The organism is Mycobacterium sp. 23 (assembly GCF_048287075.1).
Classification (GTDB): domain Bacteria; phylum Actinomycetota; class Actinomycetes; order Mycobacteriales; family Mycobacteriaceae; genus Mycobacterium; species Mycobacterium gordonae_B.
Map to the genome: position 1 here is coordinate 4,814,701 of NZ_JBLVUX010000005.1, position 25,085 is coordinate 4,839,785.

The following is a 25,085-nucleotide window of genomic DNA, read 5'->3' on the forward strand; positions in this document are numbered from 1 at the left end:
AGCATAGGTTCGGCCCAGGCAATAAGGTCATCCGCGTGCAGGTACGGATCGCGCGACGCACCATGCTCGCGCTGGCGGCGGCCGGCGCCCTCGGTGCGTCGCTGCCGGCCTGCGGTGCCGAAGAAGACGAGCCCTACGAGCTGACCTCCTACGGCTACGATTCCGACGTCTCGGAGCCAGGAACCCCCGAGACGCCCAAGTCTCCTGGCACCCTCCCGGCGCAGGCGTCGGTGAAAGCGGAGTGGTTGCCGCCAGTGGGCAGGCAGACCATGCCGAACTGTTTCGTGTGGGCCACGGTGTACGGCCTGACGACGTTCCACGCCGCGCGCGAAAGCAGCACTCCGCCAAGCACTCCGGCCCGCCGCGCCGGCCCCGACTACGCCTACATCCGGTATCAGCTGGCGAACAAGCTCACCGAGAACACGTGTAAGGGCGGCCAAATGGTCAAGTGCCTGAACTGGTTACAGGAAAACGGTGGGACGCCGTCCCTGGCGGTGGCGCCCAACATCGGCAGGCGAAAGTCCACTACGTCGTGTGAGGCCAACTGGTCCGACTACGGTGCGCGCACCATCGACCCGGACCCGATGTTTCGGATTCCGGGGCACAAACTGATCAGGATCACCGGACCCGACGGGCTGAACCACCTGAGGGCGGTCATCGCAAAGGGCTCGCCGGTCGCGTTCGGCGTCAACCTGTACACCGACTTCCCGCGCTATCGCGGAACTCCGTCCCCGTACGTCGGCAACGGGCAGTGGATGCTGAACGCCTCCGGCAAGAAGGCCGGTCACGTCATGGTCATCACCGCGTACGACGACAACAAGAGTTCCGGCGCCGTGCGAATCCAGAACAGCTTCGGAAAGCATTGGGGCGACGAAGGATTCATGTGGATGGCCTATGAAACCCTGGCCAACATGGCGCAGGGAACCGGGGTGTACATCCCCGACCGGGTCTAGCGCCGCGCGGCGGCGCAGCCGAATTGTTAACGCACCGTTGCCGTGTCGTGTTCAAGGACCGCCAAAATCCCAGGTGACCTAATTAACGGGAGGCGACCTTGGTGCGTTTTCCCAAAGCGCTGCTGGCGATTCCGGTGGCGGTGCTGACCGCATGCGCGGTGTCCCTGGTACCCGCAATCACGCCGGCCCGGGCCGCCGATGCGTTCGGGCCGCTGGGCCCGCCCAACCCGTACATGGCGCCGAACGGCCTGGCCTCGATGCACAACGACGCCGGATCGGCAGATGCGGGACCGCTTCCCGGTCCCGGTGCACGCCTGGCGCCGGTCTTCGCCTACCCGTTGTTGGCCGCCTGCCCGACGATCACCCAGGGCACCGACGGTCTGGTGCTGGCGCTGTGCACCACGATCACCCAGCAGGCTCCGGTGCTGCATCTGATCGATCCCGGCGGCATCCTCCCGCAGATAATTCCGTTGGCCAGCATGGACATTGTCAAAGGCGGCCTGCTCGGCGGCGTTTATGCCTACCTGGACAACAACAACGAGATGGTGCTGATCGACGGCAACAACCGCTTGCTGCGCATCACGCATGCGAAGGATGAACGGGGCCGCTGGCAGTTGGGCGTCACCCAGAACACCGACCTGTCCAGCGTCATACCGCCCGGCGACAGCTCCGTCGGCGTCGTGCCCGACTATCAGGGCAATGTCTGGTTCGCGACCGCCGGCGGCGTGGTCGGCGTCGCGAAAGCCGCTGGGGGCGTTGCCAGTCTGCAGCTGCCCGCCGGACAGCAAGTGGCCAACAGCATCTCGGCATCGCCGCTCAACCGCATCGCCGTGGCCACGACCTTCGCGATCTACGAGATCAACCTCAACGGCGGTGGCAATCCCCAGGTCATGTGGAGCCAGAACTACGACCGCGGACCCGCCCGCAAGCCCGGCCAATTGAGCTGGGGAACCGGTTCCACCCCAACCTATTTCGGTCCCACCGGTGCCGATTACGTGACCATCGTCGATAACGCCGAGCCGCAGGTGCACGCCATGGTCTACCAATCCGGCACCGGCAACGTGGTCTGCCAGCAGACCGTTCTCACGCAGGGTGGACCGGGCAGCGAGAACTCGCCGATCGGAGCCGGCAACTCGATGTTCATCGCCAGCACGTACGGCTACCCCTATCCGGCCGTCCCGCCGGGCGCGGGTCCGGCGGTGCCGCCGACGGCGCCGTTCGTCGGCGGGATGACCCGGGTGGACATGGACAGTCCGGGTCCGGGTTGTCATACCGTGTGGGAGAGCAAGGTTCGAAGCGCCGCGCTGCCGCACCTGTCCACCGGCGACGGCCTGATCTACACGATCACCCGGATCGGGTTCGACCAGACCACGCCGTTGGACGTGTTCGCCTACGCGGTCATCGACCCGTCCACCGGCAGAGTGGTGCATCAGCAGCCGAAGTCGGCCACGATCCTCAGCGACCCGATTCAGACGGCGTGCATGGTGCTGATGGGCGGCAAGATCATGCAGGGAAACATCACCGGAATCGGGCGCATCGGCTGATTGCCGAGCGTGGCCTCACTCCTGCGCGAACTTCATCATCTCGAGGTTCCAGTACCCGCGCATGCTGTCGATCAGCCCTTCGTCGTTGACGCGGTAGGTGAACACGCCGCGCACCTCGCTGGTGAAGCCGCCCTCGAACTTGCTGTGCAGCACCAGGATATGGGCGATCTCGTTGGGCGAGCTGGAGGGAAAGGTCTCCTCGCAGGTGATCGTCAGCTGATTCGCCGCGATGTTGGTGTCGTAGAAGGTGGCGACGCCTTCCTTGCCCTTAACTCCGGTGCCGTCCGGGTTGGTGACGGACTTGCCGATCGGGTCCTCGACGACCACGTCGTCGGCCATGAGCGCCAGCCAGCCCTCCCGGTCGTGGGCCTGCACGCAGCGCCAGGACGACTGCGACGCGGTCAGTGCGGGGGATTGGGTGGTTTGCGTCATTGCGGATCTCCTTCTCTAGATTGCACACGCGGCGCGAGCGCCGTCTTCGGTGGCTTTGCGGATCAGGCCCAGCCCGGTGCAGTCACCGGCGGCGTGAATAGGGGTACCGGGCAGGGCGTCAGTCAGTGCGTCGAACATTCCGGTGTCCGGTTCGACGCTGCCCGCGATGACGACGCTGTCGGTGGCCAGTTGTCGCCTGACGCCGCCGGCCGGTGTGAACACCACCGCGTCCCGAGTGATTCGCTCGACCTCGGCGCGGACGTGGACGGTGACGCCCAACCGGTCCAGGCGGTCGGTGTGTTCGGTCTTGCGCTTGGTGCCGATCTCGGGGGCGATGTCCTTGCCGCCCTCCAGTATCGACACCAATCGTCCACGCGCCGCAAGGAATTCAGCCAACTCGAGGGCCACCAGGTCGCCACCGATGATGGTCACCCGGCGACCGAACGGCATCCACGCGCGGCTGGCCATCCGCACCGCGCCTGGCCGCACAAACCGCCGGCCGTCAAGCATTTTCCGCAGACCTGGGCCGGTGTGCACATGCGGTAGGTCGGCGCCCGGCAGGGCCGGCACGGCGACCCGGCCACCGGTGGCCACCACGACCGCGTCCGGTGCCGACGCGGCGACGTCGTATGCCGAAACATTGCGCCCCAGAAGCACTTCGGTGCCGCTCAGTTCGATCTCCCGGCGCAGGTATCGCAGGAATGGCTGGTTCTCGGGGTGCAGCATGCTTGCCCAGCGCAGTGCTCCGCCCAGTTGCCGGCCACGCTCGAAAAGTGTCACACGGTGCCCGCGTTCGGCAGCCACCCGCGCCGCTTCCAGCCCCGCCGGTCCACCACCGATCACCGCCACCCGTTTGGCGCGAGCCGCGGCAGGCGCCGCGAGCGCGCGTTCCCTGCCGGTCCGGGGATTCACCGCGCAGTCGACCGAGAAGCGTTGTTCCATTGCGTCGATGCAGTTTTCGCAGGAGATGCACTTGCGAACCCGCTCCGGCTGTCCGCGTCCGAGCTTGGCCGGCAGGTCGGGATCGGCCAGCAACGGCCGGCCCATGGCGATGAAGTCGGCGCGCCCGTCGGCCAGGATCTGCTCAGCCCGGACGGGGTCGTGGATGCGGCCGACGGCGATCACCGGGACGTCGACGACCTGCTTGACGGCAGCAGCGGCGCCCACGTTGACCTCGTCACCGTCGTCGGCGCCGTTGACCATGCCGGTGACCAGCCGGTCGATCACACCGCCGCTGACGTGGAACGCATCGACTCCCGCCGCGACGAGTTCCGGTGCCATCCGGGCGGTTTCGTAGATGGGCCGCCCGCCCGCGACGCGTTCGTACCCGGAGATGCGCAAGGTGATCGGCAGGGCGTCGCCGATTTCGTAGCGGATCGCGGACAGCGCCTCCAGCACCACCCGCAGCCTGCCGTGCGCGGTGTGGCCGCTGTAGCAGTCGGTGCGTCGATTTCGTTGCGGCGCAAGGAAGGATCCCAGCAGCATGTAGCCGTGTGCGGCGTGCAGCTCGATACCGTCGTAGCCCGCTTCGACGGCCCGCCGCGCGGCGGCTTTGAACAGATCGAGCACCGCGGTGAGTTGCGCGCTGGTGATCTCCACCGACGGACGGCCGGTGAGGTACGACGGAATTACCGACGGCCCCAGCGACGTCGCGCCGAACATCTCCGGTCCCAGTCCGTCGGGCCCGGCGTGCACGATCTGCGGTTGGATCTTGGCGCCGTGTTCGTGCACCTCGTCCACCAATGCCCGGTGCGCGTGCACAGCGTCGTCGGTGCCCAGGTGCAGACCGCCCGGCGTTTCCGGGTGCTGCGGGTCAACTCCGGTGGCGCCCAGCGTGATCAGACCGACACCGCCCCTGGCGCGGGCGGCGAAGTAGTCACGGGTGCGCTCAGACGGTAATCCGTCCGGGGTGCCGTACATCGTCTCCATCGGAGACATGACCACCCGGTTGCGCACCGTCATGGCGCCGATTCGCCCCGGCGCCAACAGGTGCGGAAAGCTGGTCACTCAGGACCAGGGTTACCGATCAGCGTCCGTGTAGCGGATGACGCCGCGAATGTTCTTGCCCTCCAGCATGTCCTGGTAGCCCTCGTTGATCTGCTCGAGGCGGTACTGGGTGGTGACCATGTCGTCCAGGTTCAGCTTGCCGGCCTTGTACATCGACAGCAGCTGCGGGATGTCGTACTGCGGGTTCCCGCCGCCGAAGATGGTGCCCTGCAGGTTCTTCTGCATCAGCGTCAGCATCGCGAGATTGAGGTTGACGTTGGTGTCGAGCAGGCTGCCGATGGCGGTCAGCACGCAGGTGCCGCCCTTTTGGGTGATGTTGAGGTAGTTGTCGATGTCGGCACCGTGCAGCTCGCCGACGGTCACGACCACCTTGTGGGCCATCAGCCCGTAGGTGACCTCCATGATGCCCATCAGAGCGGCGTTGATGTCGGGGTAGACGTGGGTGGCACCGAACTTCAGCGCCTGGTCGCGCTTCCACTCCACCGGGTCGATCGCGAAGATGTAGCGCGCGCCCGCGGCGACCGCGCCCTGCAGGGCGGCCATGCCGACTCCGCCGACGCCGACGATCGCGACGTCCTGGCCCGGCCGGATGTCAGCGGTGCGGACCGCCGAGCCGTAACCGGTGGTGACGCCGCAACCGACCAGCGCGGCCACTTCGAACGGGACGGACGGGTCGATCTTCACCACCGAGCTGCGGTGCACGACCATGTACGGGGAGAAGGTCCCGAGCAGCGTCATCGGGAAGACGTTCTGGCCGCGGGCCTGGATGCGGAAGGTGCCGTCGCTGACGGCCGCGCCGGCCAGCAGTCCGGCGCCCAGGTCGCACAGGTTGCGCATGCCCGACTGACAGGTCGGGCACTGCCCACAGGACGGGATGAAGGACAGCACGACGTGGTCGCCCGGGGCGATGTCCTCCACGCCGGGGCCGACCTCGGTGACGATGCCGGCGCCCTCATGGCCACCGAGTACGGGGAAGCCGGCCATCGGGATGCCGCCGGTCACCAGGTGGTGATCCGAGTGGCACATGCCGGCCGCTTCCATCTGGATCTTGACCTCGTCCTTGGCGGGGTCGCCAATTTCGATGTCCTCGATGGACCACGGCTGGTTGAATTCCCAGATCAGTGCGCCTTTTGTCTTCACGGTGGACCTGACCCCATTTCGCCTTTGAATTGAGTAGTGCCTGGCCCCATGATGCCCGGCACGGTGGTGATGAGTGCCACAGGGCACTCCTGAGGTGTCAGCATAGCGCGTTTAACAAATCAAATGCTTGGTTGGGTGCGGCTGACGGTTGGGCCGGCTCACCAGATGGGTGCCGGCGCCTCACCCAGGGGGTAGTACCCCGGCAATTTCTCGCCGGCCAGGCTGCGCTCGATGCGCTTCTGCATCCCCGGGGACAGCTTTCCGGCCTTCATCAGGTCCAGGTACAGGGCCTGGACGTGGCCGAAGTCAAAGAAGTCGCGTTGCCACTCGATCTTGGCGTCGGCGTTGAGCCGGAACCAGCTACCGCCGATGCCGTAGATCTCCGAGCGGCCGCCGTCGGAGTCGATGGCGACCTGCTTCCAGAACCCGACGATCTCGCCCTGCTTGTCGTCGATGAGGACTTTCTGGTACGGGTACTGCCAGTTCTCCAGCCCCTCCATTTCCAGGCCCAGGGCGATGTCGCGGATCTCGTCGATGCCGACGCACATCACGTCCTCTTTGGGGCCGATGTTCCAGCCGTAGGTCGCGTCGTCGGCATAGAAGTCGGCCAGCGGTTTCCAGTCGCCGTTCCGCTCGGCCTCCCGGTTGACCTCCAGCCAGCGTTCTACCCAGTCTTCCAGGACCTCGCGCGGGTGTGACGCCATCAGCTTTCCTTCTCTTTGATGAACAGGGCTTGGGTGGGACAAGATTCGACGGCCCGCTCGACCTCGTCGCGGGCGTCTTCCGGCGGCTCGGCGTCGATGATCTCGACCTTGCCGCGCTTGGGCACCCGGAAGTAGTCCGGTGCCTCGAGCTCACACATGGCGTGCCCCTGGCACAGGTCCAGATCCGCTTCAATCCTGAATGCCATCTTGGATTCCCTTGCGGTTATGCCTGAGCGCGCTTGCGGTAGCGGACCTTGGCGGGCCGGGCCAGCTGCACCACCATCTTGGAGTGGTCGTTGTGGTAGCTGTCGGCGGGCTGCGCCATCTCGAACTCGTACTCGCGCAACAGAACCGAGAAGATCGCCTTGATCTGCATCTGGGCGAACGCGGCGCCCACGCAGCGGTGCCGACCGGCGCCGAACGGAATCCAGGTCCAGCGGTTGACCAGGTCTTCCTGCCGGGGCTTCTCATAACGGTCGGGATCGAAAGCGTCGGGATCGGGGAAGTCTTCCGGGATCCGATTGGAGATCGCCGGGGACGCGGCGACGAAGTCGCCCTTGTGAATTGGGTATCCCTCCACCTCGAACTCGCCCTGGGCCACCCGCATCAGGATGATCAACGGCGGGTGCAGCCGCAGTGTCTCCTTGAGCACGTTCTCCAGCTTCGGGATCTGGCGCAGCGCATGGAAACTCACCTCCTGGCCGTCGGCGTACAGTTCGTCGAGTTCCTTGACGACATCCGCGTAGGCCTCGGGGTGGCGCATCAACTCGATCAGCGTCCAGGCCGAGGTGCCCGAACTGGTGTGGTGGCCGGCGAACATCAGTGAGATGAACATGCCGGTGACCTCGTCGGCGGAGAACCGGAGGTTGCCGTCCTCGTCCTTGATGGACACCAGCACATCGAGCATGTCGCGATCGCTTTTGTCCGTGGGCGGGTTGGCAATTCGCTGGTCCATGATCTCCTGCACCAGCGCCACCAGGCCCACGCGGGATTCGTCGCGGATGCGGAAGCTCTCGATCGGCAGATAGGGATCGACGTAGCACAGCGGGTCGGTGCCCCGTTCCAGCTGGTGGTAGAAGTGCGCGAACCGGGAGTCCAGCTGGTTGCGGAACTTCAACCCGATCAGGCAGGCGGTCGAGGTGTAGATGGTCAGCTCGGCGAAGAAGTCGAGCAGGTCGATCTCGCCTTCGTCACCCCAGTCGGCCACCATCTTTCGCACTTCGCCCTCGATGGTTACGGCGTGGCCCTTCATGTGCTCGCCACGCAGCGCCGAGTTGTGTAGCATTTCCTTGCGCCGCTCCGGGCTGGCGTCGAACACCACGCCCTTGCCGAAGATCGGTGTCATGAACGGGTAGGCCTCGGCCTGGTCCAGATCCTCGTCGGCCGAACGGAAGAAGAACTCGTTGGCGCCGGCGCCGGTGAGCAGGATGACGTGCTTGCCGGCCAGCTGGAACCAGCCGACGTCGCCGCATTCGTCGCGCACCCGCTGCATCAGGCCGATCGGGTCGGTGCGGAACTCTTCGAGATGGCCGTGTTCTTCTTCGCCGCCGGACACCCGCGGCACGTTAAGTGTGGTGGTCATGAATTCAGGGCTTTCTCATCGACTTTCAGTTGCTGGCGCTCTTTGGTGGTCGTCAACGGCGCTTCGGGCTGAAGCTCCATGTTCACCACGAACCCGCCCCGCGGCGTCTCGGCGACAAAGGTGATCGCCCGCGCCAGATCGGAAGCCCGCAGGAAGTAGTCGTGCCGTGCCTGGCCCCATTTGGCCCAGTCCTCGAGCGCCGGGCCGATCAACTCGGCAGGCAGGCTCCAGCCCATTCCCGTCTTGGTCGGGCCGGGGTGGACGATCGACGCACGCACGCCGGTGCCCTCCAGTTCCATCTGCAGGTTGGTGACCATGGCGATCAGTCCGGCCTTGGCCGCCCCGTAGGCTCCCATGTGCGGGCGCTGCCGCAACGCGACATCGGAACCCACGAAGATCAGGTCGCCTCGCTGGCGCTCGAGCATCCCCGGAAGCACGGACGTGGCAAGCCGATTCGCCCCGATCAAGTGGATCTGCAGCTGCGATTCGAAAGCCTCGCTGTCGATCTCGTGCAGCTTGCCGAAATACGTGTCACCGGCGCCGGCGACCAGCACCTCGATGTCTCCGAGCTGTTCGGTAGCTTGCCGCACGAAGTCTTTGACCGATTCCGGGTCGGTGACGTCCAGTGGCAGTGCCACCGCTTCGCCGCCCGCTGCGCGGATCTTGTCGACGAGTTCCTGACACTTCTCCACCCGCCGCGCTCCCAGCGCCACCGGAAAGCCATGAGTGGCAAGCTCAATCGCGGTCGCGGCACCGATACCCGAGGACGCGCCCGCGACGATAGCGGGTCGGCGTGCGGGATGCGGCTCAAAGCGGGGCATCAGCGAACCTCCACGGTGACGGGCAGGTGAGCGAATCCGCGGACATTGCTGGAGTGGACGCGGACGGCGTTGGCCTCGTCCACCTCGTATCCGCGGATTCGCTTGAACAACTCGGTCAGCGCCACCCGCGCCTCCATCCGGGCCAGATGGGCCCCCAGACAGAAGTGGGCGCCACTGCCGAAACTCAAGAGCTTGGAGCCGATGTCACGGCCGATCAGGAAATCGTCAGGCTGGTCGAACACGCGCTCGTCGCGATGGGCCGAACCGGGCAACAGTAACAACACGTCGCCTTCGGGGATGGTGGTGTCATATAACTCCAGCGGACCGGAAACGGTACGGGCCAGGATCTGGCTGGACGTGTCGTACCGCAGCGTTTCCTCGACCCACAGCGGGATCCGAGACAGGTCGTCATAGACCGGCGTCAGTTGCCCGGGGTTCTTGTGGCCCCAGAAAGCGGCGTTGGCAAGGAGTTTGGTGGTCGTCTCGTTTCCCGCGATGACCATCAGGAACATGAACCCGAGGATCTCCTCGTCGGTCAGCCGGTCGCCGTCGATCTCGGCTTCCAGCAGCGCCGAAGTCAGGTCGTCGGTCAGCTTCTTGCGGCGTTCGGCAATCATGCTCTGGTAGTAAACGATCAGGTTGATCGACGCCTCGATCGCCGAGGCCGGCACGTCGGTGACGCCGTCCTCGCGGTGCATGACGCCGTCGGCCCAGGCGCGGATGCGGTCACGGTCTTCCAGCGGCACGCCCATCAGTTCCGAGATCACGTCCATCGGGAGCTTGCCGGCGAACTCGGCGACGTAGTCCACCGTGCCGCCGGAGGCGGCTTTGTCCAGCATGACGTCGAGGTGCTGCACGGCGAGTTCGGTTACCCGGGGCTCGAGTTCGCGAATTCGCCTGGGGGTGAACCCTTTAGACACCAGGGTTCGCAGCCGAAGGTGGGCCGGATCGTCCATGGCCAGGAACGACATCGTCTTCGACGCGTGCGGCCCCCGGGACACCGGGTCCAGTGAAACGCCGTCGCGGTTGGACAGCGTGGTGCTGTTGCGGAAGCCTTGGTGCACGTCGGTGTGCCGCGACACGGCCCAGAAACCGAGCGATTCGTTGTGGTAGAGCGGGGCCTCGTCGCGCAACCGCCGGTAGTAGGGGTACGGGTCCTCGTGGAAGTCGTAATCGTATGGGTCCAGTATCAATTCCGGATCCCCCACGTGAATCGTCATGCATCACCGCCTTTCTCGGCTCCGGTCAGGATGAGGCTCACCACGTCCGCCAACCGGTCGGCGATCTCGTGATAGGTGAACTCGCCGCTGCCGGCCTGGACCAGAGCGCCGTAGAAGGCCATCTGCAGCGCGGACACCGTGCCGGCCTCGGCGCCGGGTCCGATGGCCGAGGCGATGCGGCGGTGGATCTCCGCGCCGATCCGGTCGCGGACGGCGCGTACCGCGGGGTCTGTGCCGCCGCCCAGCAACGCGGCCGTGCACGCCGCGCCCACTTCGGGTTCGTCGGCGACGACCAGCGCCAGGTGCCGCAACGCCTGGTCCACCCGGGTGTGCATCGCGACGTTGACGTCGGTGAAGAACGGCACGTGCCGCACCAGATCGAGGTAGACCTCGGCGATCAGGTGGTTCTTGGACGAGAAGTACGTGTACGCGGTGGCCGGCGCCACTTTCGCCTTGGCGGCCACCATGCGGACGGTCAGGTCCGCGTAGGAGTTCTCCCGCATGGTCTCCATGCCGGCGGCCAGCACCTTGCGGAAGGTTTCCTCCTGGCGGCGGTTCCGCGGGGTCCTGCCGGCCGGGTGCTGAGCCTGGTCGGCTACCGAAACCACAGCATCACTGGACACATGTCCAAACTAGAGGATGGCCGCGGCGTGAAGCAAGCCCCGTACGCGAATATGCACGTCAAGTACATAGAGCTGGCGAATTGCCGTTGGCCTGCGGATCGGCTCTTGCACCCGTGGCGACTGCGGCGCTATGGTTCGAAGGAACGATATCGGACAGTTGTCCATTCAGGATGAGGACTCGGCTGCGGACGGCTGAGCGCATGTGGTGGGAGTGGTAGATGGCCCTGTTGGCCGACGGCGTGAGTGCACTGTTCATCGACGGCAAGTTCTCGGAAGGCAGCGCGGGCACCTTCCCCACTGCCAATCCGGCTACCGAGGAGGTGCTGGGCGTAGCGGCGGACGCCAACGCTCAAGACATGGGCCGCGCCATCGACGCGGCGCGGCGTGCCTTCGACGACACCGACTGGTCACGCAACACCGAACTGCGGGTGCGGTGCATCCGGCAGTTGCGCGAAGCGATGCAGCAGCACACCGAAGAGTTGCGCGAGCTGACGATTTCCGAAGTCGGCGCGCCGCGGATGCTCACCTCGATGGCCCAGCTGGAGGGTCCGGTCAACGACCTGGCGTTCGCGGCCGACACCGCCGAAAACTATGTCTGGAACCAGGATCTCGGGCAGGCGGCCCCGATGGGCATCCCGACCCGGCGCACCATCGCCCGGGAGGCAGTGGGTGTCGTCGGCGCCATTACGCCGTGGAACTTCCCGCATCAGATCAACCTTGCCAAGTTGGGTCCGGCTCTCGCGGCGGGCAACACGATCGTGTTGAAGCCGGCGCCCGACACTCCCTGGTGCGCGGCGGTACTCGGCGAGCTCATCGCCGAGCACACCGACATTCCGCCGGGCGTGGTCAACATCATCACCTCCAGCGACCACAGCGTGGGCGCGTTGCTCGCCAAGGACCCTCGGGTGGACATGATTTCGTTCACCGGCTCCACCGCCACCGGCCGTAGCGTGATGAGTGACGCGGCCGCCACCATCAAGAAGGTGTTCCTGGAGCTGGGTGGGAAGTCGGCGTTTGTGGTGCTCGACGACGCCGATCTGGCCGGTGCGTGCGCAATGGCGGGGTTCACCGCGTCCATGCACGCCGGGCAGGGTTGTGCGATCACCACCCGATTGGTCGTTCCGCGAGCGCATTACGACGACGCCGTCGCGGCTGCAGCGGGAACCATGGGGGGAATCAAACCGGGCGATCCTAACGACCCCGGAACCGTCTGCGGCCCAGTCATCTCCGCGCGCCAGCGGGACCGCGTGCAGAGTTACCTGGACTCGGCGATCGCCGAGGGCGGGTCCTTCGCCTGCGGTGGTGGCCGGCCGGCGTCACGCGATGTCGGCTACTTCATCGAACCCACCGTGATCGCGGGTCTGGGCAACGACGCCCGGGTCGCCCGGGAGGAGATCTTCGGGCCCGTGCTCACCGTGATCGCGCACGACGGTGACGAGGACGCGCTGCGCATTGCCAACGACTCGCCATATGGCTTGTCCGGCACCGTTTTCAGTGCGGACGCAGACCGGGCCGCCCGGTTCGCGTCGCGGATGCGGGTTGGCACCGTCAATGTCAACGGCGGTGTCTGGTACTCCGCGGACGCGCCATTCGGCGGATACAAGCAGTCCGGCAACGGCCGCGAAATGGGCCTGGCCGGATTCGAAGAATACCTGGAAATCAAAACCATTGCGACTTCGGCTATTTGAAAGTGAATTAGGGAGACCAGCGTGCAGTTCGAAAACAAGGTAGCCATCGTCACCGGGTCCGGCGGCGGTATCGGCCAGGCATACGTCGAGGCGCTGGCCCGTGCGGGCGCCGCGGTGGTGGTGGCCGACATCAATGCCGAAGCGGCCGAGGGGGTGGCCAAGCAGATCGTCGCCGACGGCGGTACCGCCATCAGCGTCCCGGTGGATGTGTCCGACCCGGCCTCGGCCAAAGCGATGGCCGATCGCACCCTGGCCGAGTTCGGCGGCATCGACTACCTGGTCAACAACGCCGCGATCTTCGGTGGGATGAAACTGGACTTCCTGCTCACCGTGGACCCGGAGTACTACAAGAGATTCATGAGCGTGAATCTCGATGGCGCCCTGTGGTGCACGCGCGCGGTCTACAAGAAGATGGCCAAGCGAGGGGGAGGGGCGATCGTCAACCAGTCGTCCACGGCGGCGTGGCTGTACGCCAACTTCTATGGCCTGGCCAAGGTCGGGATCAACGGCCTCACCCAACAACTGTCCCGGGAACTGGGCGGCCAGAACATCCGGATCAACGCGATCGCACCCGGACCGATCGATACCGAGGCCAATCGGACCACCACGCCCAAGGAGATCGTCGACGACATCGTCAAGGGTCTTCCTTTGTCGCGCATGGGAACTCCGGAGGACCTGGTGGGCATGTGCCTGTTCCTGTTGAGTGATCAGGCCCGCTGGATCACCGGGCAGATCTTCAACGTCGACGGCGGACAGATCATCCGGTCATGAGCTCTCATCTGAAGCTGGGATACATCGGTCTGGGGAACATGGGCGCCCCGATGGCCAAGAAGATGAGCGAGTGGCCGGGCGGACTAACGGTCTACGACATCCGTGCCGAAGCGATGGCCCCCTTCTCTGAACGGGGTGCCCACCTCGCCGATAGCGTTACCGCCGTCGCCGAGGCCGACATCATCAGCGTGACGGTGCTCAACGATGAACAAGTCCGCGACGTGGTGCGTGAGCTGGTTGCCGGCGCCAAGCCTGGCACCATCATCGCGATCCACTCCACGATCAGCGACACCACCGCTGAGGAGTTGGCGCGTGAGCTGCAACCGCAGGACATTCATGTCATCGATGCGCCCGTCAGCGGTGGCGGTCGGGCCGCGCGTTTCGGTCAGCTGGCAACCATGGTCGGGGCCAGCGATGAGGTATTCGCCCGTGTCAAGGAACCTTTCGAGCATTGGGCGGAGCTGGTAGTACATGCCGGGCCGCCCGGAGCGGGCACGCGGATGAAGTTGGCGCGCAACATGCTCACCTTCACCACGTACGCGGCGGTGGGAGAGGCGTGGAAGCTGGCCGAAGCCGCCGGCTTGAATCTGCAGGACTTAGGCAACGTGGTGCGTCACACGGACAAGCTGACCGGGGGAGCCGGTTCGATCATGTATCGCGACGACACGAAAGATCTTGAGCCAGGACATTTTCTGTACGACGGGTTCATGCACACCCGTGGTTTGGGCGAGAAGGACCTGAGTCTGGCACTGGCCCTGGCCGAATCGGTTTCGGTCAACCTGCCGTTGGCTGAGCTGGCGCTGGAACGGCTGGCCCCGGGCCTCGGAGTACCGCACGACGAAGAGAAGGACGCGTGATGGACGAACTGCGCCGTAAGGGCCTGGACAAGATGAACGAGGTCTACGGCTGGGAGATGCCCAACATCGAGGGCGACCCCTACTTCGACCTGACGGTGGACCACCTGTTCGGTTCCATCTGGACCCGGCCCGGCTTGTCGATGCGGGACAAGCGCATCATGACCCTGACCGCGGTCACCGCTGTCGGCAATCGCGACCTGGCCGAGATCCAGATCAACGCCGCACTGCTCAACGAGGAACTCAGCGAGACCGAGCTGAAGGAGATGGCTCTGTTCCTCACGCATTACCTTGGTTTCCCGCTGGGTTCGGCGCTCAATGGCGCCGTCGACACGGTCGTGGCGAGGCGGCGTAAGGCCGCGGCCAAGGGTGCGGAGGAAGACAAGAAGGCCAACGTCGAGCGCGCCCTGAAGATGAACGCGGGCGACTAGCTGTCAGTAGGGGCGACCTCCCGCCGGCATCACGTACTCCGAGATCGGCGCCGACACGCCATTGACCGACGTGCCGCCGTTGAGGATGCCCGGCGCCATCTCGATCATGCTCTGCGGAAAACCGAAAGCCGGCCTGGTCAGAGCGTCCAGCCGCGCGATGTCGTCGGCCGTGAGGTTCACGTCCACCGCCCGCACGTTCTCGTCGAACTGCGAAAGCCGGCGTGCCCCAATGATGATGGACGTCACCGCGCGCCTTGCCTGCAGCCACGCCAGCGCAACGCTGGAAACCGCGGTGTCGTGCGCTCGGGCGATGACCTCGAGTTCGTCGATCAGGGCGTACGTCTCCTCGTTGAGGAAGGTGTCGACCATGGCACCGCGGCCGGACTCTTGTCGGTCGGCATTGGCGCGCGTGTACTTTCCGCTCAGCACACCGCCTTTCAGTGGCGACCAGGGAGTGATGCCGAGCCCGAACTCCGCAGCCATCGGGACGAGTTCCTGCTCGACGGTGCGTTCCAGCAACGAATACTCGATCTGCAAGCCGACGAACGAGGACCAGCCGCGGAAGCGGGCAATCAGGTTGGCTTCCACGATCTTCCACGCCGGGGTGTCCGACACACCGAGATAACGCACCTTGCCGGCCCGAACCAGGTCGTCGAGTGCGGCCATGGTCTCCTCGATGGGCGTGTTCTGATCCCACATGTGCAGCCAGTAGAGGTCGATGTAGTCGGTCTGCAAGCGTCGCAACGAGTTCTCGCAGGCCTTGATCACCGACTTGCGGCCGGACCCGCCGCCGTTGGGGTCGCCAGGGTATAGATTGCCGCTGAATTTGGTGGCGATCACCACGCGGTCGCGCCGTTCCGGATGCCGCCCGATGTGATCGCCGATGATCTTCTCGGAGTGGCTGCGCGTGTAGAAGTTGGCGGTGTCGATGAAGTTGCCGCCGAGTTCGAGGTACCGGTCGATGATCTGTTGAGACTCTTCGACGCTGGTGCCCCAGCCGAGATCTTCACCGAAGGTCATCGCGCCCAGGCACAACGGGCTGACCCGCAATCCCGATCGACCGAGTGTCACGTATTGATCCAGAGGCATAGCGCCCGCTTTCTGGTAAGTTGTTCGACTATGCGATTGTTCATCAATAAACTAGTTCACGACTGAACGATCTGGCAAGTCGATGTCTGCAGTCGACGCGGCCAAGATCTGGTCGCTCAACTATCGGGTCCTGCTGTCCGTCATCTCGTGCGCGGAACCCCGCATCAGCGCGCTGGGGCTGGAGTCCAAAGAGTTGTTCCTGCTCGCCGAGATCGACGAGCACCCTTACCCGGCCGAACTCGCGACAGCGTTGAGCATGCCCAAGGCAACCGTCACGCTCTACCTCAAACGGCTGGAAGCGGCGAAATTCGTGCGCCGCGAAATCGACCCCACCGACCTGCGGCGCCATCGCCTGCTGCTCACCCCGGAGGGACGCCGGGCCGCCACCAAGGGTCTGGCGCTGTTGTCGGAGGAGTTCGACAAGCGCCTCGGCCGGCTTACCGTGAGGCAGCAGCACGACCTCAGGGACCTGCTGGAAAAGATTGTCTAGCGGGATGTCCCGAAGCCTGGCGAGCAGACACAAAATCGCACGTTCGCTTCGCGAAACGTGCGATTTTGTGTCTGCTCGGCGTCAGATAGTCTGACCTGTCGTGCGCGTCCTGGTGATCGGCTCCGGTGCCCGTGAACATGCCCTCCTGCTGGCGCTCAGTAGAGACCCGCAGGTCACAGGGCTGATCGTTGCCCCTGGCAATGCGGGCACCGCCCGGCTGGCCGAGCAGTACGACGTCGATGTCACCTCCGCTGATCAGGTCGTGGGCCTGGCGCGCAAGGTCGAGGCCGACCTGGTGGTGATCGGACCCGAGGTGCCGTTGGTGCTGGGGGTGGCGGACGCCCTGCGCGCCGCCGGCATCGTGTGCTTCGGTCCCGGCAAGGACGCGGCGCGGATCGAGGGGTCCAAGGCCTTCGCCAAGGAGGTGATGGCCGCGGCCGGGGTCCGGACAGCGGCCAGTGAGATCGTCGACAACCCGGCGCATCTGGACGCCGCCCTCGAACGTTTCGGGCCACCTGCGGGTGACCCGGCCTGGGTGGTCAAGGACGACTCGCTGGCTGCCGGCAAAGGCGTCGTGGTGACCGCGGACCGCGACGCCGCTCGTGCCCACGCCGCCGGCCTGCTGGAGTCGGGTCATCCGGTGCTGCTCGAGTCGTTCCTGGACGGACCCGAGGTCTCGTTGTTCTGCGTGCTCGACGGCGCGACCGTGGTGCCACTGCTGCCTGCCCAGGACTTCAAACGGGTCGGCGACGGCGATGCCGGCCCCAACACTGGTGGCATGGGTGCCTACGCGCCGCTGCCGTGGCTGCCCGACGACGTCTACCGCGAGATCGTCAGCCGGGTCGTCGAACCCGTTGCGGCCGAACTCGTCCGGCGCGGCAGCCCGTTCAACGGCCTGCTCTACGCCGGTCTGGCGATCACCTCCAGCGGTCCAGCTGTGGTCGAATTCAATTGCCGCTTCGGCGATCCGGAGACTCAGGCGGTGCTGGCTCTACTGGAATCGCCGCTCGGCCAGCTACTGCATGCCGCCGGCAGCGGAAAGCTGGCTGACTTCGAGCAGTTGCGTTGGCGCGATGGCGCGGCAGTGACCGTGGTGCTGGCGGCCGAGAACTATCCCGGGCGGCCGCGGGTCGGCGACGTGATCGTGGGCTCCGAAGCCGACGGGATCCTGCACGCCGGCACCGCACGCCGTGACGACGGAGCGATCGTCTCGTCCGGGGGACGAGTGCTGTCAGTGGTCGGTACCGGAGCGGACCTGGCCGAAGCGCGTGCCCGTGCGTACGAGATCCTGGGTTCGATTCGGTTGCCCGGCGGCCACTTTCGCACCGACATCGGTCGGCGCGCGGCTGAAGGCGAGATCAGCCTCCAGTAGCAGGCGTGCCTATTGCTGATATTGCGGGCAGTAGACGGTGATCGCGGCGTTGACCCCGGCGGCGGCCTGGGCGGGGGTCACGGTGTTGTTGCCGTTCACGGTCGCCTGAACGGAATCGTTTGGTGTCGCGCCGTTTTGCAGGCTCGTGCACACGGCGCGGCCGGTCGCGGCGGCCGTGGCCGGGTCGGTCACGGTGAGGCCGGGAATGCCGGACACCATGTTGACGAAGGCCTGGTCCGGGTCCGGCGGCCGTTGCGGAGGAGGTGCCGGCGCTTTCGGCGGTGACGGCAGAGCGGGCGCCGAAGCGACCGGCGCTGATGCAGCGGCCGGTAGGGGCGGTCGCGGCGGAGCAACTGGCGGAGCGGGGGACGGGGCGGGAAGCCGGCTTGGGGCAGCCTCATTCGGCGGTGATGCCGCCGGCTGCGCGGGTGCCGCGGGGGGTGGCACGTTCTCGACCGCCAGCCGAGGTTGCGCGGCAGCGGCAGACGCGGCGGGTGCGCCGGTGTCGGATCTGTCGTCGATCTGGTAGTCACTGGCGGCGACGCCGATGAGAGCCACTGCCGTTGCGGCAGCGGCGAAGATGCGCCGGCGTCGCCGTGGTGGTGTCGCGGGTGGTGGGGTTGTCGTTGTGGGTGTTCTCACGGCCAGGGGTCTGGGCATGGTGCGTGCTGTGTTGGTGGCCGGGGTCAGGGTGTGGGCGGCGCGGCTGAATGCGTGCGCGAAGTCGCTGCATCGGGTGTATCGGTCGGTGGGGTCTTTGGCCAGGGCGGTGGCGAAGACGGGGTCGAAGGCGGCCAGTGTGGGGCGGGTTTCGGCCAGTGCCGGCGGTGGGGTGTTGAGGTGGCGGCTGATGACGACGGCGGGGTTGGTGTGGGGGAACAGTGGGGCGCCGGTCAGCAGGTGGTAGGCGGTGGCGGCCAGGGCGTATTGGTCGGCGCGGCCGTCGATGGGTTCGTCGGTGAGTTGTTCGGGCGCGGCGTAGGGGAAGGTGCCGATCATCATGTTGGTCGCGGTCAGCCCGCCGGTGTCGCCGATGGTGCGGGCGATACCGAAGTCGCCCAGCAGGATTCGTTGTTCGTCGGTGCCCGGGGCGGCGAGCAGGATGTTGGCCGGCCCGACATCGCGGTGCAGCACGTCATGGTGGTGGTGGGCGTAATCGAGTGCGGCGGCGATCGCGGTGATGATCACGTCGACCTGATCGACGGGCATGCCGGCCGGATATTGTTCGCGCAGCAGGCTGGCGACGTCGGTGCCGTCGACGAAGTCCATCGCGATCCACAGTTGCCCGTCGGATTCGCCTCGGTCGTTGATGCGCACGATGTTCGGATGCCACAGCGCCGCAGCCAGATCGGCTTCTTTGATGAATCGCTGCCGGTAGGCCGGGTCGGCGCAGATGTCGTCGTTGAGGATCTTCAACGCCTCCCGGCGCGGCAGCCGTGGATGCTGGGCGAGATACACCTCGCCCATGCCTCCAGACCCCAACAACCGGTCAATTGTGTACCCGGCAAACACATCTCCGGCACTCAAGCCCATGCCGGAGGGAATTGAGCCAATCATCGCACCATCCGTTACAGGAATGCCGACGCGGCACCCGCGTCAGCCCGCAATTGCCGATTCGATATTACCCGCCGATTCACCGTGCAGTCACGCTTAGTTTCCTATGAGTTTACCTTTAGTTCACCTTGGGGCTGCCGTGGCGACAGCGGCCTGCGCGCTGCGGGATCGGACCGGTGTCCGCGAGAGACGAAACGGCTCAACGCATTAGAAGGCCTAATGCGGATACTGCGGGCAATAGACGCCGATGGCGGCGTTGACGCCCGCGGCGGCCTGTGCGGGCGTGAGGCCACTGTTGCCGTTCACGGTGGCCTGCACGGAATCGTTGGGGGTGGACCCGTTCTTCAGACTCTTGCAGATGGCGCGGCCCGTTGCGGCGGCCGTCGCCGGGTCGGTGACGGTGAGGCCGGGAATGCTGGAAAGCTGGTTGACGAATGTCTGGTCGCGATCGACCGCTGCCCGCTGCGGCGCGGGAGCGGGTGCTTTGACTCGCGGCGCGGCCGGAGCGGGCACGGCGGCAGCTGCCGCCGCGCGAGGAGTGGCGGGAACCGGTGCCGGGGAGGGCGGTTGCGGCGGTGCGGGGGCAACCGGCGGTGACGCCAGCGCGACGGCATGTTGAGAAGCCCCCGGGGATGAGGCGAGTGGTCTGCCGCCGGAAGAAGCGCGCTCATAGCCACCGGCGCTGACGCCGGCCAGGGCGATGATTACCGCCGCGGCGGCGAGGGCGCGGGGTCGTCGTCGCGGTGGTGGGGTTGTCGTAGTGGGTGTTCTGACGGCCAGGGGTCTGGGCATGGTGCGTGCTGTGTTGGTGGCCGGGGTCAGGGTGTGGGCGGCGCGGCTGAATGCCTGGGCGAAGTCGCTGCATCGGGTGTATCGGTCGGTGGGGTCTTTGGCCAGGGCGGTGGCGAAGACGGGGTCGAAGGCGGCCAGTGTGGGGCGGGTTTCGGCCAGTGCCGGCGGTGGGGTGTTGAGGTGGCGGCTGATGACGACGGCGGGGTTGGTGTGGGGGAACAGTGGGGCGCCGGTCAGCAGGTGGTAGGCGGTGGCGGCCAGGGCGTATTGGTCGGCGCGGCCGTCGATGGGTTCGTCGGTGAGTTGTTCGGGCGCGGCGTAGGGGAAGGTGCCGATCATCATGTTGGTCGCGGTCAGCCCGCCGGTGTCGCCGATGGTGCGGGCGATACCGAAGTCGCCCAGCAGGATTCGTTGTTCGTCGGTGCCCGGGGCGGCGAGCAGGATGTTGGCCGGCCCGACATCGCGGTGCACCACGTCATGGTGGTGGTGGGCGTAATCGAGTGCGGCGGCGATCGCGGTGATGATCACGTCGACCTGATCGACGGGCATGCCGGCCGGATATTGTTCGCGCAGCAGGCTGGCGACGTCGGTGCCGTCGACGAAGTCCATCGCGATCCACAGTTGCCCGTCGGATTCGCCTCGGTCGTTGATGCGCACGATGTTCGGATGCCACAGCGCCGCAGCCAGATCGGCTTCTTTGATGAATCGCTGCCGGTAGGCCGGGTCGGCGCAGATGTCGTCGTTGAGGATCTTCAACGCCTCCCGGCGCGGCAGCCGTGGATGCTGGGCGAGATACACCTCGCCCATGCCTCCAGACCCCAACAACCGGTCAATTGTGTACCCGGCAAACACATCTCCGGGCCTCGGATGAACTGAGCCCACCACCGCACCGCCCCTTAACGGAAACAACCGGACTCGAGATTACCCAGCGCATACCGACGATTGGCTCATCGTTTCCTGTGAGCTTGCCGTCAGTCCGAGTGGCGAATCAGAATGCGGCAGCTTGCCCGTCCCGTCGTGGGTCGCTGGCCGCGAGATACCCTTCGCCCAGACGCCAGATCGCCTGGCAACTACCGAACGCGTTGTAGTCGTCGACGGTGAGCAGATCATGCCCGCGCTGCCGCAGGTCGTCGAGCGTCGCCCGGGGAAATCCGTTCTCGCAGGCCACTTGCATGCCATCCACCCAGCGAAAGCGCGGGCCGTCGCAGGCTGCCTGCGGGTTCTGGCCGTGATCGGCGATGCGCACCAGCACCTGCAGGTGACCTTGCGGTTGCATCGGCCCGCCCATCACCCCGAAACTCAGCACCGGTGTTCCGTCTCTGGTGACGAAGCCGGGGATGATCGTGTGGAAGGGACGCTTGGCCGGACCGATCTGATTGGGATGTCCGGGAGTCGCAACGAAATTCGCGCCCCGGTTCTGCAGCGCTATGCCGGTGCCCGGCACCACCACGCCGGAGCCGAATCCCAGGTAGTTCGACTGGATCATCGACACCATCATTCCGGAGGCATCGGCGGCGGTCAGATAAACCGTTCCACCCCTGGGTGTTCCGGTCCAAACGGGCTGTGCACGCCGGGGGTCGATCAGCGCGGCCCGCTGACTGAGATACTCCTCATCGAGAAGTCGTGCAGTGGGCACGGTCATGTGGTCGATGTCGGCGACACACGCGTGAGCGTCCGCGAACGCCAGCTTCAACGCCTCGATCTGCAGGTGGACGCTATCGGCGGAATCGACCGGCAACGAGGACATGTCGAAGTGTTCAAGAATGCCCAGCGCGATCAGAGCGACGATGCCCTGACCGTTGGGCGGTATCTCATGCAGCGTATAGCCCCGATACTGACCACTGATGGTGCCGACCCAGTCGGCCTGGTGTGCCGCCAGGTCGCTGGCCCGCATCGCGCCGCCGTGCGCGGTTGAGTGTGCCTCGAGCCTGGCGGCCAACTCGCCCCGGTAAAACGCCTCGCCGCCAGATGCCGCGATCTTCTCCAGCGTGGTCGCATGGTCCGGGAGAGTGAACAATTCCCCGGCTTGGGGTGCTCGTCCACCCCGCAGGAACGCGGCGGCGAACCCGGGCTGCGATGCGAAGACGGGAACCTGCGCCCGCCACTGCGAGGCCACCATCGGAGACACCAGGAAGCCGTTGCGGCCGTAGGAGATAGCGGGCGCGAACAGCCGATCGAACGACAGCCTGCCGAACCGCTCGTGCAGCTGCGCCCATCCCGACACGGCTCCGGGGACCGTCACCGAATTCCAGCCGAAGGCCGGAACACCCTGACCACCAAAGTATTCCGGTGTCCACGCCGCGGGTGAGCGTCCCGACGCGTTGAGTCCGTGCAACTCCTTGCCGTCCCAAACGATCGCGAAAGCGTCCGATCCGATGCCGTTGGACACCGGTTCGACGATCGTCAGGGTGATCGCGGTGGCGATGGCCGCGTCGACCGCGTTGCCGCCGGCGGCCAGCATCGACAGGCCGGCCTGAGCGGCGAGCGGTTGGGAGGTGCAGACGACGTTGGCGCCGAGTACGGGCGTGCGAGGCCAGGGGTACGGATTGTGCCAGCCGAACGGTGCGTTCACATGACGACGGTATCCACGCGACGGCAGATGGCGGCGACCCGCGTCGCCCGGCGTCGTCGCGCTTGCGATCGCCGCGGGGCTACGCCGTCAATATCGGCGCCATCCACGTCATCTCGGCCGGCAGCTGCGAGCTCCAGAACCCCCCGTCGTGTCCGCCCGGCGAGAAACCGCCGGCCGGAGGATTCGGTAGCTGAGCGATGAACTGCTTGGTCGCCGAATAGAACGGGTCGCTGTCGCCGCAGTCGATGCGGATCGGGATGGAACCCAGGGCCGGCATACCCCACACCGAATTGGCTGCATAGTCGTCGGGCCCGTCGAAGGCGCCGGGCGCCGCCGCGCCCGAGGACGTCCACAGCGCGGGGCTCACCGCACAGATCGCCGCGGTGCGACCGGCGCCGAGCCGGCCACCGAGTAGCAGCGCGCCGTAGCCGCCCATCGACCAACCCAGAAATCCCACCCTGGAGGTGTCCAGGCCATGGCTGTCCAGCATCGGGATCAACTCGTTGAGCACCATCGCCCCGGCGTCGTCGCCGTCGGCCCGCTTGTGCCAGTAACCGCCGCCGCCGTCGACGGCGACGACCGCAAACGGCGGCAACCCGGCGTTGACCGCCTGCGCCAGGCCTTGCTCGACACCCCCGGCCATCACGGCGGCGGCGTCGTTACCTTTACCGTGCAACGCGATGACCGGTCGCAGCGGCTTGGTCTGTCCGGGCGGACGCGCGATCGCCCAGTTGGTCGATATGCCCCCCCGGGCTGCCGAGACGAACGAGCCCGTCAGCATCGTCGGAGCCGCCTGCGCCGGTGGTGCCGGATCCAGTGGCCGTACCGGCGCCAATGGAACGTTTGTCCCAGTCCAGGAAACCGGGGCGGCGCCCGACTTGCGCGGCTGAAACAGCACGTCGAGCGCATATGCGCCGCCCGCACCGCATGCGGCGGCAGCGCCGAGGCGCAGTACGGCGCGGCGGCTGATGTCTGGCATGCGGGCAATCATGCCATGTTCGTTTCGCGAAAATGGCAATGCAGTACCACTTTGGCTGGCAGCATGGGTGGGCGTGACAGCAGCAGCAGTTACTCCTAAAGGAGAACGACGGCGGTACGCGTTGGTGAGCGCCGCCGCCGAGCTGCTCGGCGAAGGCGGGTTCGAAGCGGTACGCCACCGGGCGGTCGCCCGGCGAGCCGGCCTGCCACTGGCGTCTACTACCTACTATTTCTCGTCGCTCGATGATTTGATCGCCCGCGCGGTCGAGCACATCGGGATGATCGAGGTGGCGCAGTTACGGGCCCGGGTCAACGGCCTGTCCCGGCGCCGCCGGGGGCCGGAGACCACCGCGGACGTGCTGGTCGATCTGCTGGTGGGGGACGTATCCGGACCGGGGCTCGCCGAGCAGCTGATATCGCGATATGAGCGTCATATTGCCTGTACCCGTCTTCCCGCCTTGCGGGAAAGCATGCGGCGCAGCCTGCGGCAGCGCGCCGAGGCGGTCGCCGAGGCCATCGAACGATCGGGCAGATCGGTCCAGATCGAGTTGGTGTGCACCCTGATCTGCGCCGTTGACGGTTCGGTGGTCTCCGCGCTGGTGGAAGGACGCGACCCGCGCGCCGCGGCGATGGCGACGGTGATCGACCTGATCGAAGTGCTGGCGCCGGTCGATCAACCCCCGGTGCGGATCGTCAGCACGTCTTTGGACAACGACGGCGTCGCGATATAGCCGCTTGCCGCGTCTCCGTAGATGGTGATGTCGTCGGGGCGACGCTGCGCATAGAGCGCCACATAGGCGCAGACCACGGCATCGACGGGGTCCTCCGCGCGCCGCAGGTGGCTTTTGCGCTGCGCCGTCACCACGGCGTGACGCAGCCGGACCCAGTCGGGGTGGTCACCGACGTGCAGTGGTAGCGGCGCGTCGGCCAGTGTCTCGACGAGATCCATCAGCCGCAGCAACTCCGACCGGAGCTGCCCGAGGTCCCGGCCCGGCTTGGCTTTGTACTTCAGCGTGCGGGGCAGCCGGAACAGGGCGACCGTCGCCGCGTGCGGATACACCTCGAGGGCCCGTCGCGGCGCGGGTGAATACGGGTCGAGGTTCAGGTCCAGCGCCGCCGCCAGCCGCGCTGCACGTGGTCCGTCGGCGAATTCGGGTCTGCCGGTATTGGATGGGTGCGCCCCCGCCTCGAACCTGCGGAAATCCCGGTTGAGCGCCGTCTCGGCCGGACGCTGACCGGTCGGATTGGTCACCACCAGCGGTGCATCGAAACCCACCAAGCACTCGGCGCGCACCCACGGACGCAACGTGTCCAGCACGTCATCGTCAGTGCGGACCGCGCCGACGCTGACCAGGACCCCGTCGTCATCGACCACCGCGATGCCGGTCGGGTTTCGGCCGGCCCAGGCGAGGTCGACGCCCGCGAAGTACATGTCCGCATCATGGCACTCCCGCAACTCCCCAACCCC

24 protein-coding genes are annotated in these 25,085 nt (G+C 66.3%); 9 read left to right on the forward strand and 15 right to left on the reverse strand.

What is annotated here, in order from left to right:
- The first annotated feature begins 35 nt into the window (after positions 1-35).
- A complete protein-coding gene (locus ACNQS7_RS23470; RefSeq protein ID WP_418014414.1) occupies positions 36-953 on the forward strand; it encodes a C1 family peptidase in 918 nt (305 codons plus the stop codon).
- A 101-nt stretch (positions 954-1,054) separates the two neighbouring features.
- Positions 1,055-2,497, forward strand: coding sequence for a hypothetical protein (locus ACNQS7_RS23475; protein ID WP_418014416.1), 1,443 nt, complete (start codon positions 1,055-1,057; stop codon positions 2,495-2,497).
- A 15-nt stretch (positions 2,498-2,512) separates the two neighbouring features.
- Here ACNQS7_RS23475 and ACNQS7_RS23480 read toward each other — a convergent pair whose 3' ends face one another.
- The 9 genes from ACNQS7_RS23480 to ACNQS7_RS23520 form a co-directional block, all read right to left on the reverse strand.
- Positions 2,513-2,929, reverse strand: a complete 417-nt coding sequence (locus ACNQS7_RS23480; RefSeq protein WP_418014417.1) for a ketosteroid isomerase family protein — start codon at positions 2,927-2,929, stop codon at positions 2,513-2,515.
- A 15-nt stretch (positions 2,930-2,944) separates the two neighbouring features.
- On the reverse strand, positions 2,945-4,936 hold the full coding sequence (locus tag ACNQS7_RS23485) for an FAD-dependent oxidoreductase (protein WP_418014418.1): 1,992 nt from the start codon (positions 4,934-4,936) through the stop codon (positions 2,945-2,947).
- Positions 4,937-4,948: 12 nt separating this feature from the next.
- Positions 4,949-6,076, reverse strand: coding sequence for an NDMA-dependent alcohol dehydrogenase (locus ACNQS7_RS23490; protein ID WP_418014419.1), 1,128 nt, complete (start codon positions 6,074-6,076; stop codon positions 4,949-4,951).
- Positions 6,077-6,234: 158 nt separating this feature from the next.
- A complete protein-coding gene (locus ACNQS7_RS23495; RefSeq protein WP_418014420.1) occupies positions 6,235-6,780 on the reverse strand; it encodes a nuclear transport factor 2 family protein in 546 nt (181 codons plus the stop codon).
- Positions 6,780-6,986: a ferredoxin gene (locus tag ACNQS7_RS23500; protein WP_065162368.1), complete on the reverse strand. Its 207-nt coding sequence runs from the start codon at positions 6,984-6,986 to the stop codon at positions 6,780-6,782. The genes ACNQS7_RS23495 and ACNQS7_RS23500 overlap by 1 nt, the downstream gene beginning before the upstream one ends.
- 17 nt (positions 6,987-7,003) lie before the next feature.
- On the reverse strand, positions 7,004-8,362 hold the full coding sequence (locus ACNQS7_RS23505) for a cytochrome P450 (protein WP_418014421.1): 1,359 nt from the start codon (positions 8,360-8,362) through the stop codon (positions 7,004-7,006).
- Complete coding sequence (locus ACNQS7_RS23510; protein WP_418014422.1) at positions 8,359-9,183, reverse strand: SDR family oxidoreductase; 825 nt, start codon at positions 9,181-9,183, stop codon at positions 8,359-8,361. Before ACNQS7_RS23510 ends, ACNQS7_RS23505 begins: the two co-directional genes overlap by 4 nt.
- Complete coding sequence (locus tag ACNQS7_RS23515) at positions 9,183-10,403, reverse strand: cytochrome P450 (RefSeq protein WP_418014424.1); 1,221 nt, start codon at positions 10,401-10,403, stop codon at positions 9,183-9,185. The genes ACNQS7_RS23510 and ACNQS7_RS23515 overlap by 1 nt, the downstream gene beginning before the upstream one ends.
- Complete coding sequence (locus ACNQS7_RS23520; RefSeq protein ID WP_065050206.1) at positions 10,400-11,026, reverse strand: TetR/AcrR family transcriptional regulator; 627 nt, start codon at positions 11,024-11,026, stop codon at positions 10,400-10,402. Before ACNQS7_RS23520 ends, ACNQS7_RS23515 begins: the two co-directional genes overlap by 4 nt.
- 218 nt (positions 11,027-11,244) lie before the next feature.
- Between ACNQS7_RS23520 and ACNQS7_RS23525 the strand changes: the two genes are divergently transcribed.
- The 4 genes from ACNQS7_RS23525 to ACNQS7_RS23540 are packed head-to-tail and all read left to right on the forward strand — an operon-like array spanning position 11,245 to position 14,770.
- Positions 11,245-12,714, forward strand: coding sequence for an aldehyde dehydrogenase (locus ACNQS7_RS23525; RefSeq protein WP_418014425.1), 1,470 nt, complete (start codon positions 11,245-11,247; stop codon positions 12,712-12,714).
- A gap of 21 nt (positions 12,715-12,735) precedes the next feature.
- Positions 12,736-13,485, forward strand: a complete 750-nt coding sequence (locus ACNQS7_RS23530) for an SDR family oxidoreductase (RefSeq protein WP_418014426.1) — start codon at positions 12,736-12,738, stop codon at positions 13,483-13,485.
- Positions 13,482-14,342, forward strand: coding sequence for an NAD(P)-dependent oxidoreductase (locus ACNQS7_RS23535; RefSeq protein ID WP_418014427.1), 861 nt, complete (start codon positions 13,482-13,484; stop codon positions 14,340-14,342). Before ACNQS7_RS23530 ends, ACNQS7_RS23535 begins: the two co-directional genes overlap by 4 nt.
- The gene (locus tag ACNQS7_RS23540) at positions 14,342-14,770 is read left to right on the forward strand and encodes a carboxymuconolactone decarboxylase family protein (protein ID WP_418014428.1); all 429 of its coding nucleotides are present in this window, start codon (positions 14,342-14,344) and stop codon (positions 14,768-14,770) included. Before ACNQS7_RS23535 ends, ACNQS7_RS23540 begins: the two co-directional genes overlap by 1 nt.
- Positions 14,771-14,773: 3 nt before the next feature.
- Here the strand turns inward: ACNQS7_RS23540 and ACNQS7_RS23545 are convergent, their stop codons facing one another.
- Entirely contained in the window at positions 14,774-15,859 is a 1,086-nt protein-coding gene (locus ACNQS7_RS23545) for an aldo/keto reductase (RefSeq protein ID WP_418014429.1), read from the reverse strand.
- 82 nt (positions 15,860-15,941) lie between these two features.
- Between ACNQS7_RS23545 and ACNQS7_RS23550 the strand changes: the two genes are divergently transcribed.
- Together ACNQS7_RS23550 and purD are read left to right on the forward strand one after the other, a co-directional pair.
- Entirely contained in the window at positions 15,942-16,349 is a 408-nt protein-coding gene (locus tag ACNQS7_RS23550) for a MarR family winged helix-turn-helix transcriptional regulator (RefSeq protein ID WP_418014430.1), read from the forward strand.
- Between the two features lie 100 nt (positions 16,350-16,449).
- Positions 16,450-17,721, forward strand: a complete 1,272-nt coding sequence (gene purD, locus ACNQS7_RS23555) for a phosphoribosylamine--glycine ligase (RefSeq protein WP_418014431.1) — start codon at positions 16,450-16,452, stop codon at positions 17,719-17,721.
- A gap of 9 nt (positions 17,722-17,730) precedes the next feature.
- On the opposite strand, the gene ACNQS7_RS23560 is transcribed toward purD, so the two are convergent.
- From ACNQS7_RS23560 to ACNQS7_RS23575, 4 genes are all read right to left on the reverse strand, one after another.
- Complete coding sequence (locus ACNQS7_RS23560; RefSeq protein WP_418016117.1) at positions 17,731-19,254, reverse strand: serine/threonine-protein kinase; 1,524 nt, start codon at positions 19,252-19,254, stop codon at positions 17,731-17,733.
- 237 nt (positions 19,255-19,491) lie between these two features.
- The gene (locus tag ACNQS7_RS23565; RefSeq protein WP_418014432.1) at positions 19,492-20,892 is read right to left on the reverse strand and encodes a serine/threonine-protein kinase; all 1,401 of its coding nucleotides are present in this window, start codon (positions 20,890-20,892) and stop codon (positions 19,492-19,494) included.
- Between the two features lie 163 nt (positions 20,893-21,055).
- Positions 21,056-22,639 carry a gamma-glutamyltransferase family protein gene (locus ACNQS7_RS23570; RefSeq protein WP_418014433.1) on the reverse strand — a complete coding sequence of 528 codons (1,584 nt, stop codon included), beginning with the start codon at positions 22,637-22,639 and terminating at the stop codon, positions 21,056-21,058.
- A 79-nt stretch (positions 22,640-22,718) separates the two neighbouring features.
- Positions 22,719-23,630, reverse strand: coding sequence for an alpha/beta hydrolase (locus ACNQS7_RS23575; RefSeq protein WP_418014434.1), 912 nt, complete (start codon positions 23,628-23,630; stop codon positions 22,719-22,721).
- Positions 23,631-23,685: 55 nt separating this feature from the next.
- Between ACNQS7_RS23575 and ACNQS7_RS23580 the strand changes: the two genes are divergently transcribed.
- Entirely contained in the window at positions 23,686-24,348 is a 663-nt protein-coding gene (locus ACNQS7_RS23580; protein WP_055581519.1) for a TetR/AcrR family transcriptional regulator, read from the forward strand.
- Here the strand turns inward: ACNQS7_RS23580 and ACNQS7_RS23585 are convergent.
- Positions 24,291-25,049 carry a DUF429 domain-containing protein gene (locus tag ACNQS7_RS23585; protein ID WP_418014435.1) on the reverse strand — a complete coding sequence of 253 codons (759 nt, stop codon included), beginning with the start codon at positions 25,047-25,049 and terminating at the stop codon, positions 24,291-24,293. The two genes, ACNQS7_RS23580 and ACNQS7_RS23585, sit on opposite strands and share 58 nt — an antisense overlap.
- Positions 25,050-25,085: the final 36 nt, after the last annotated feature.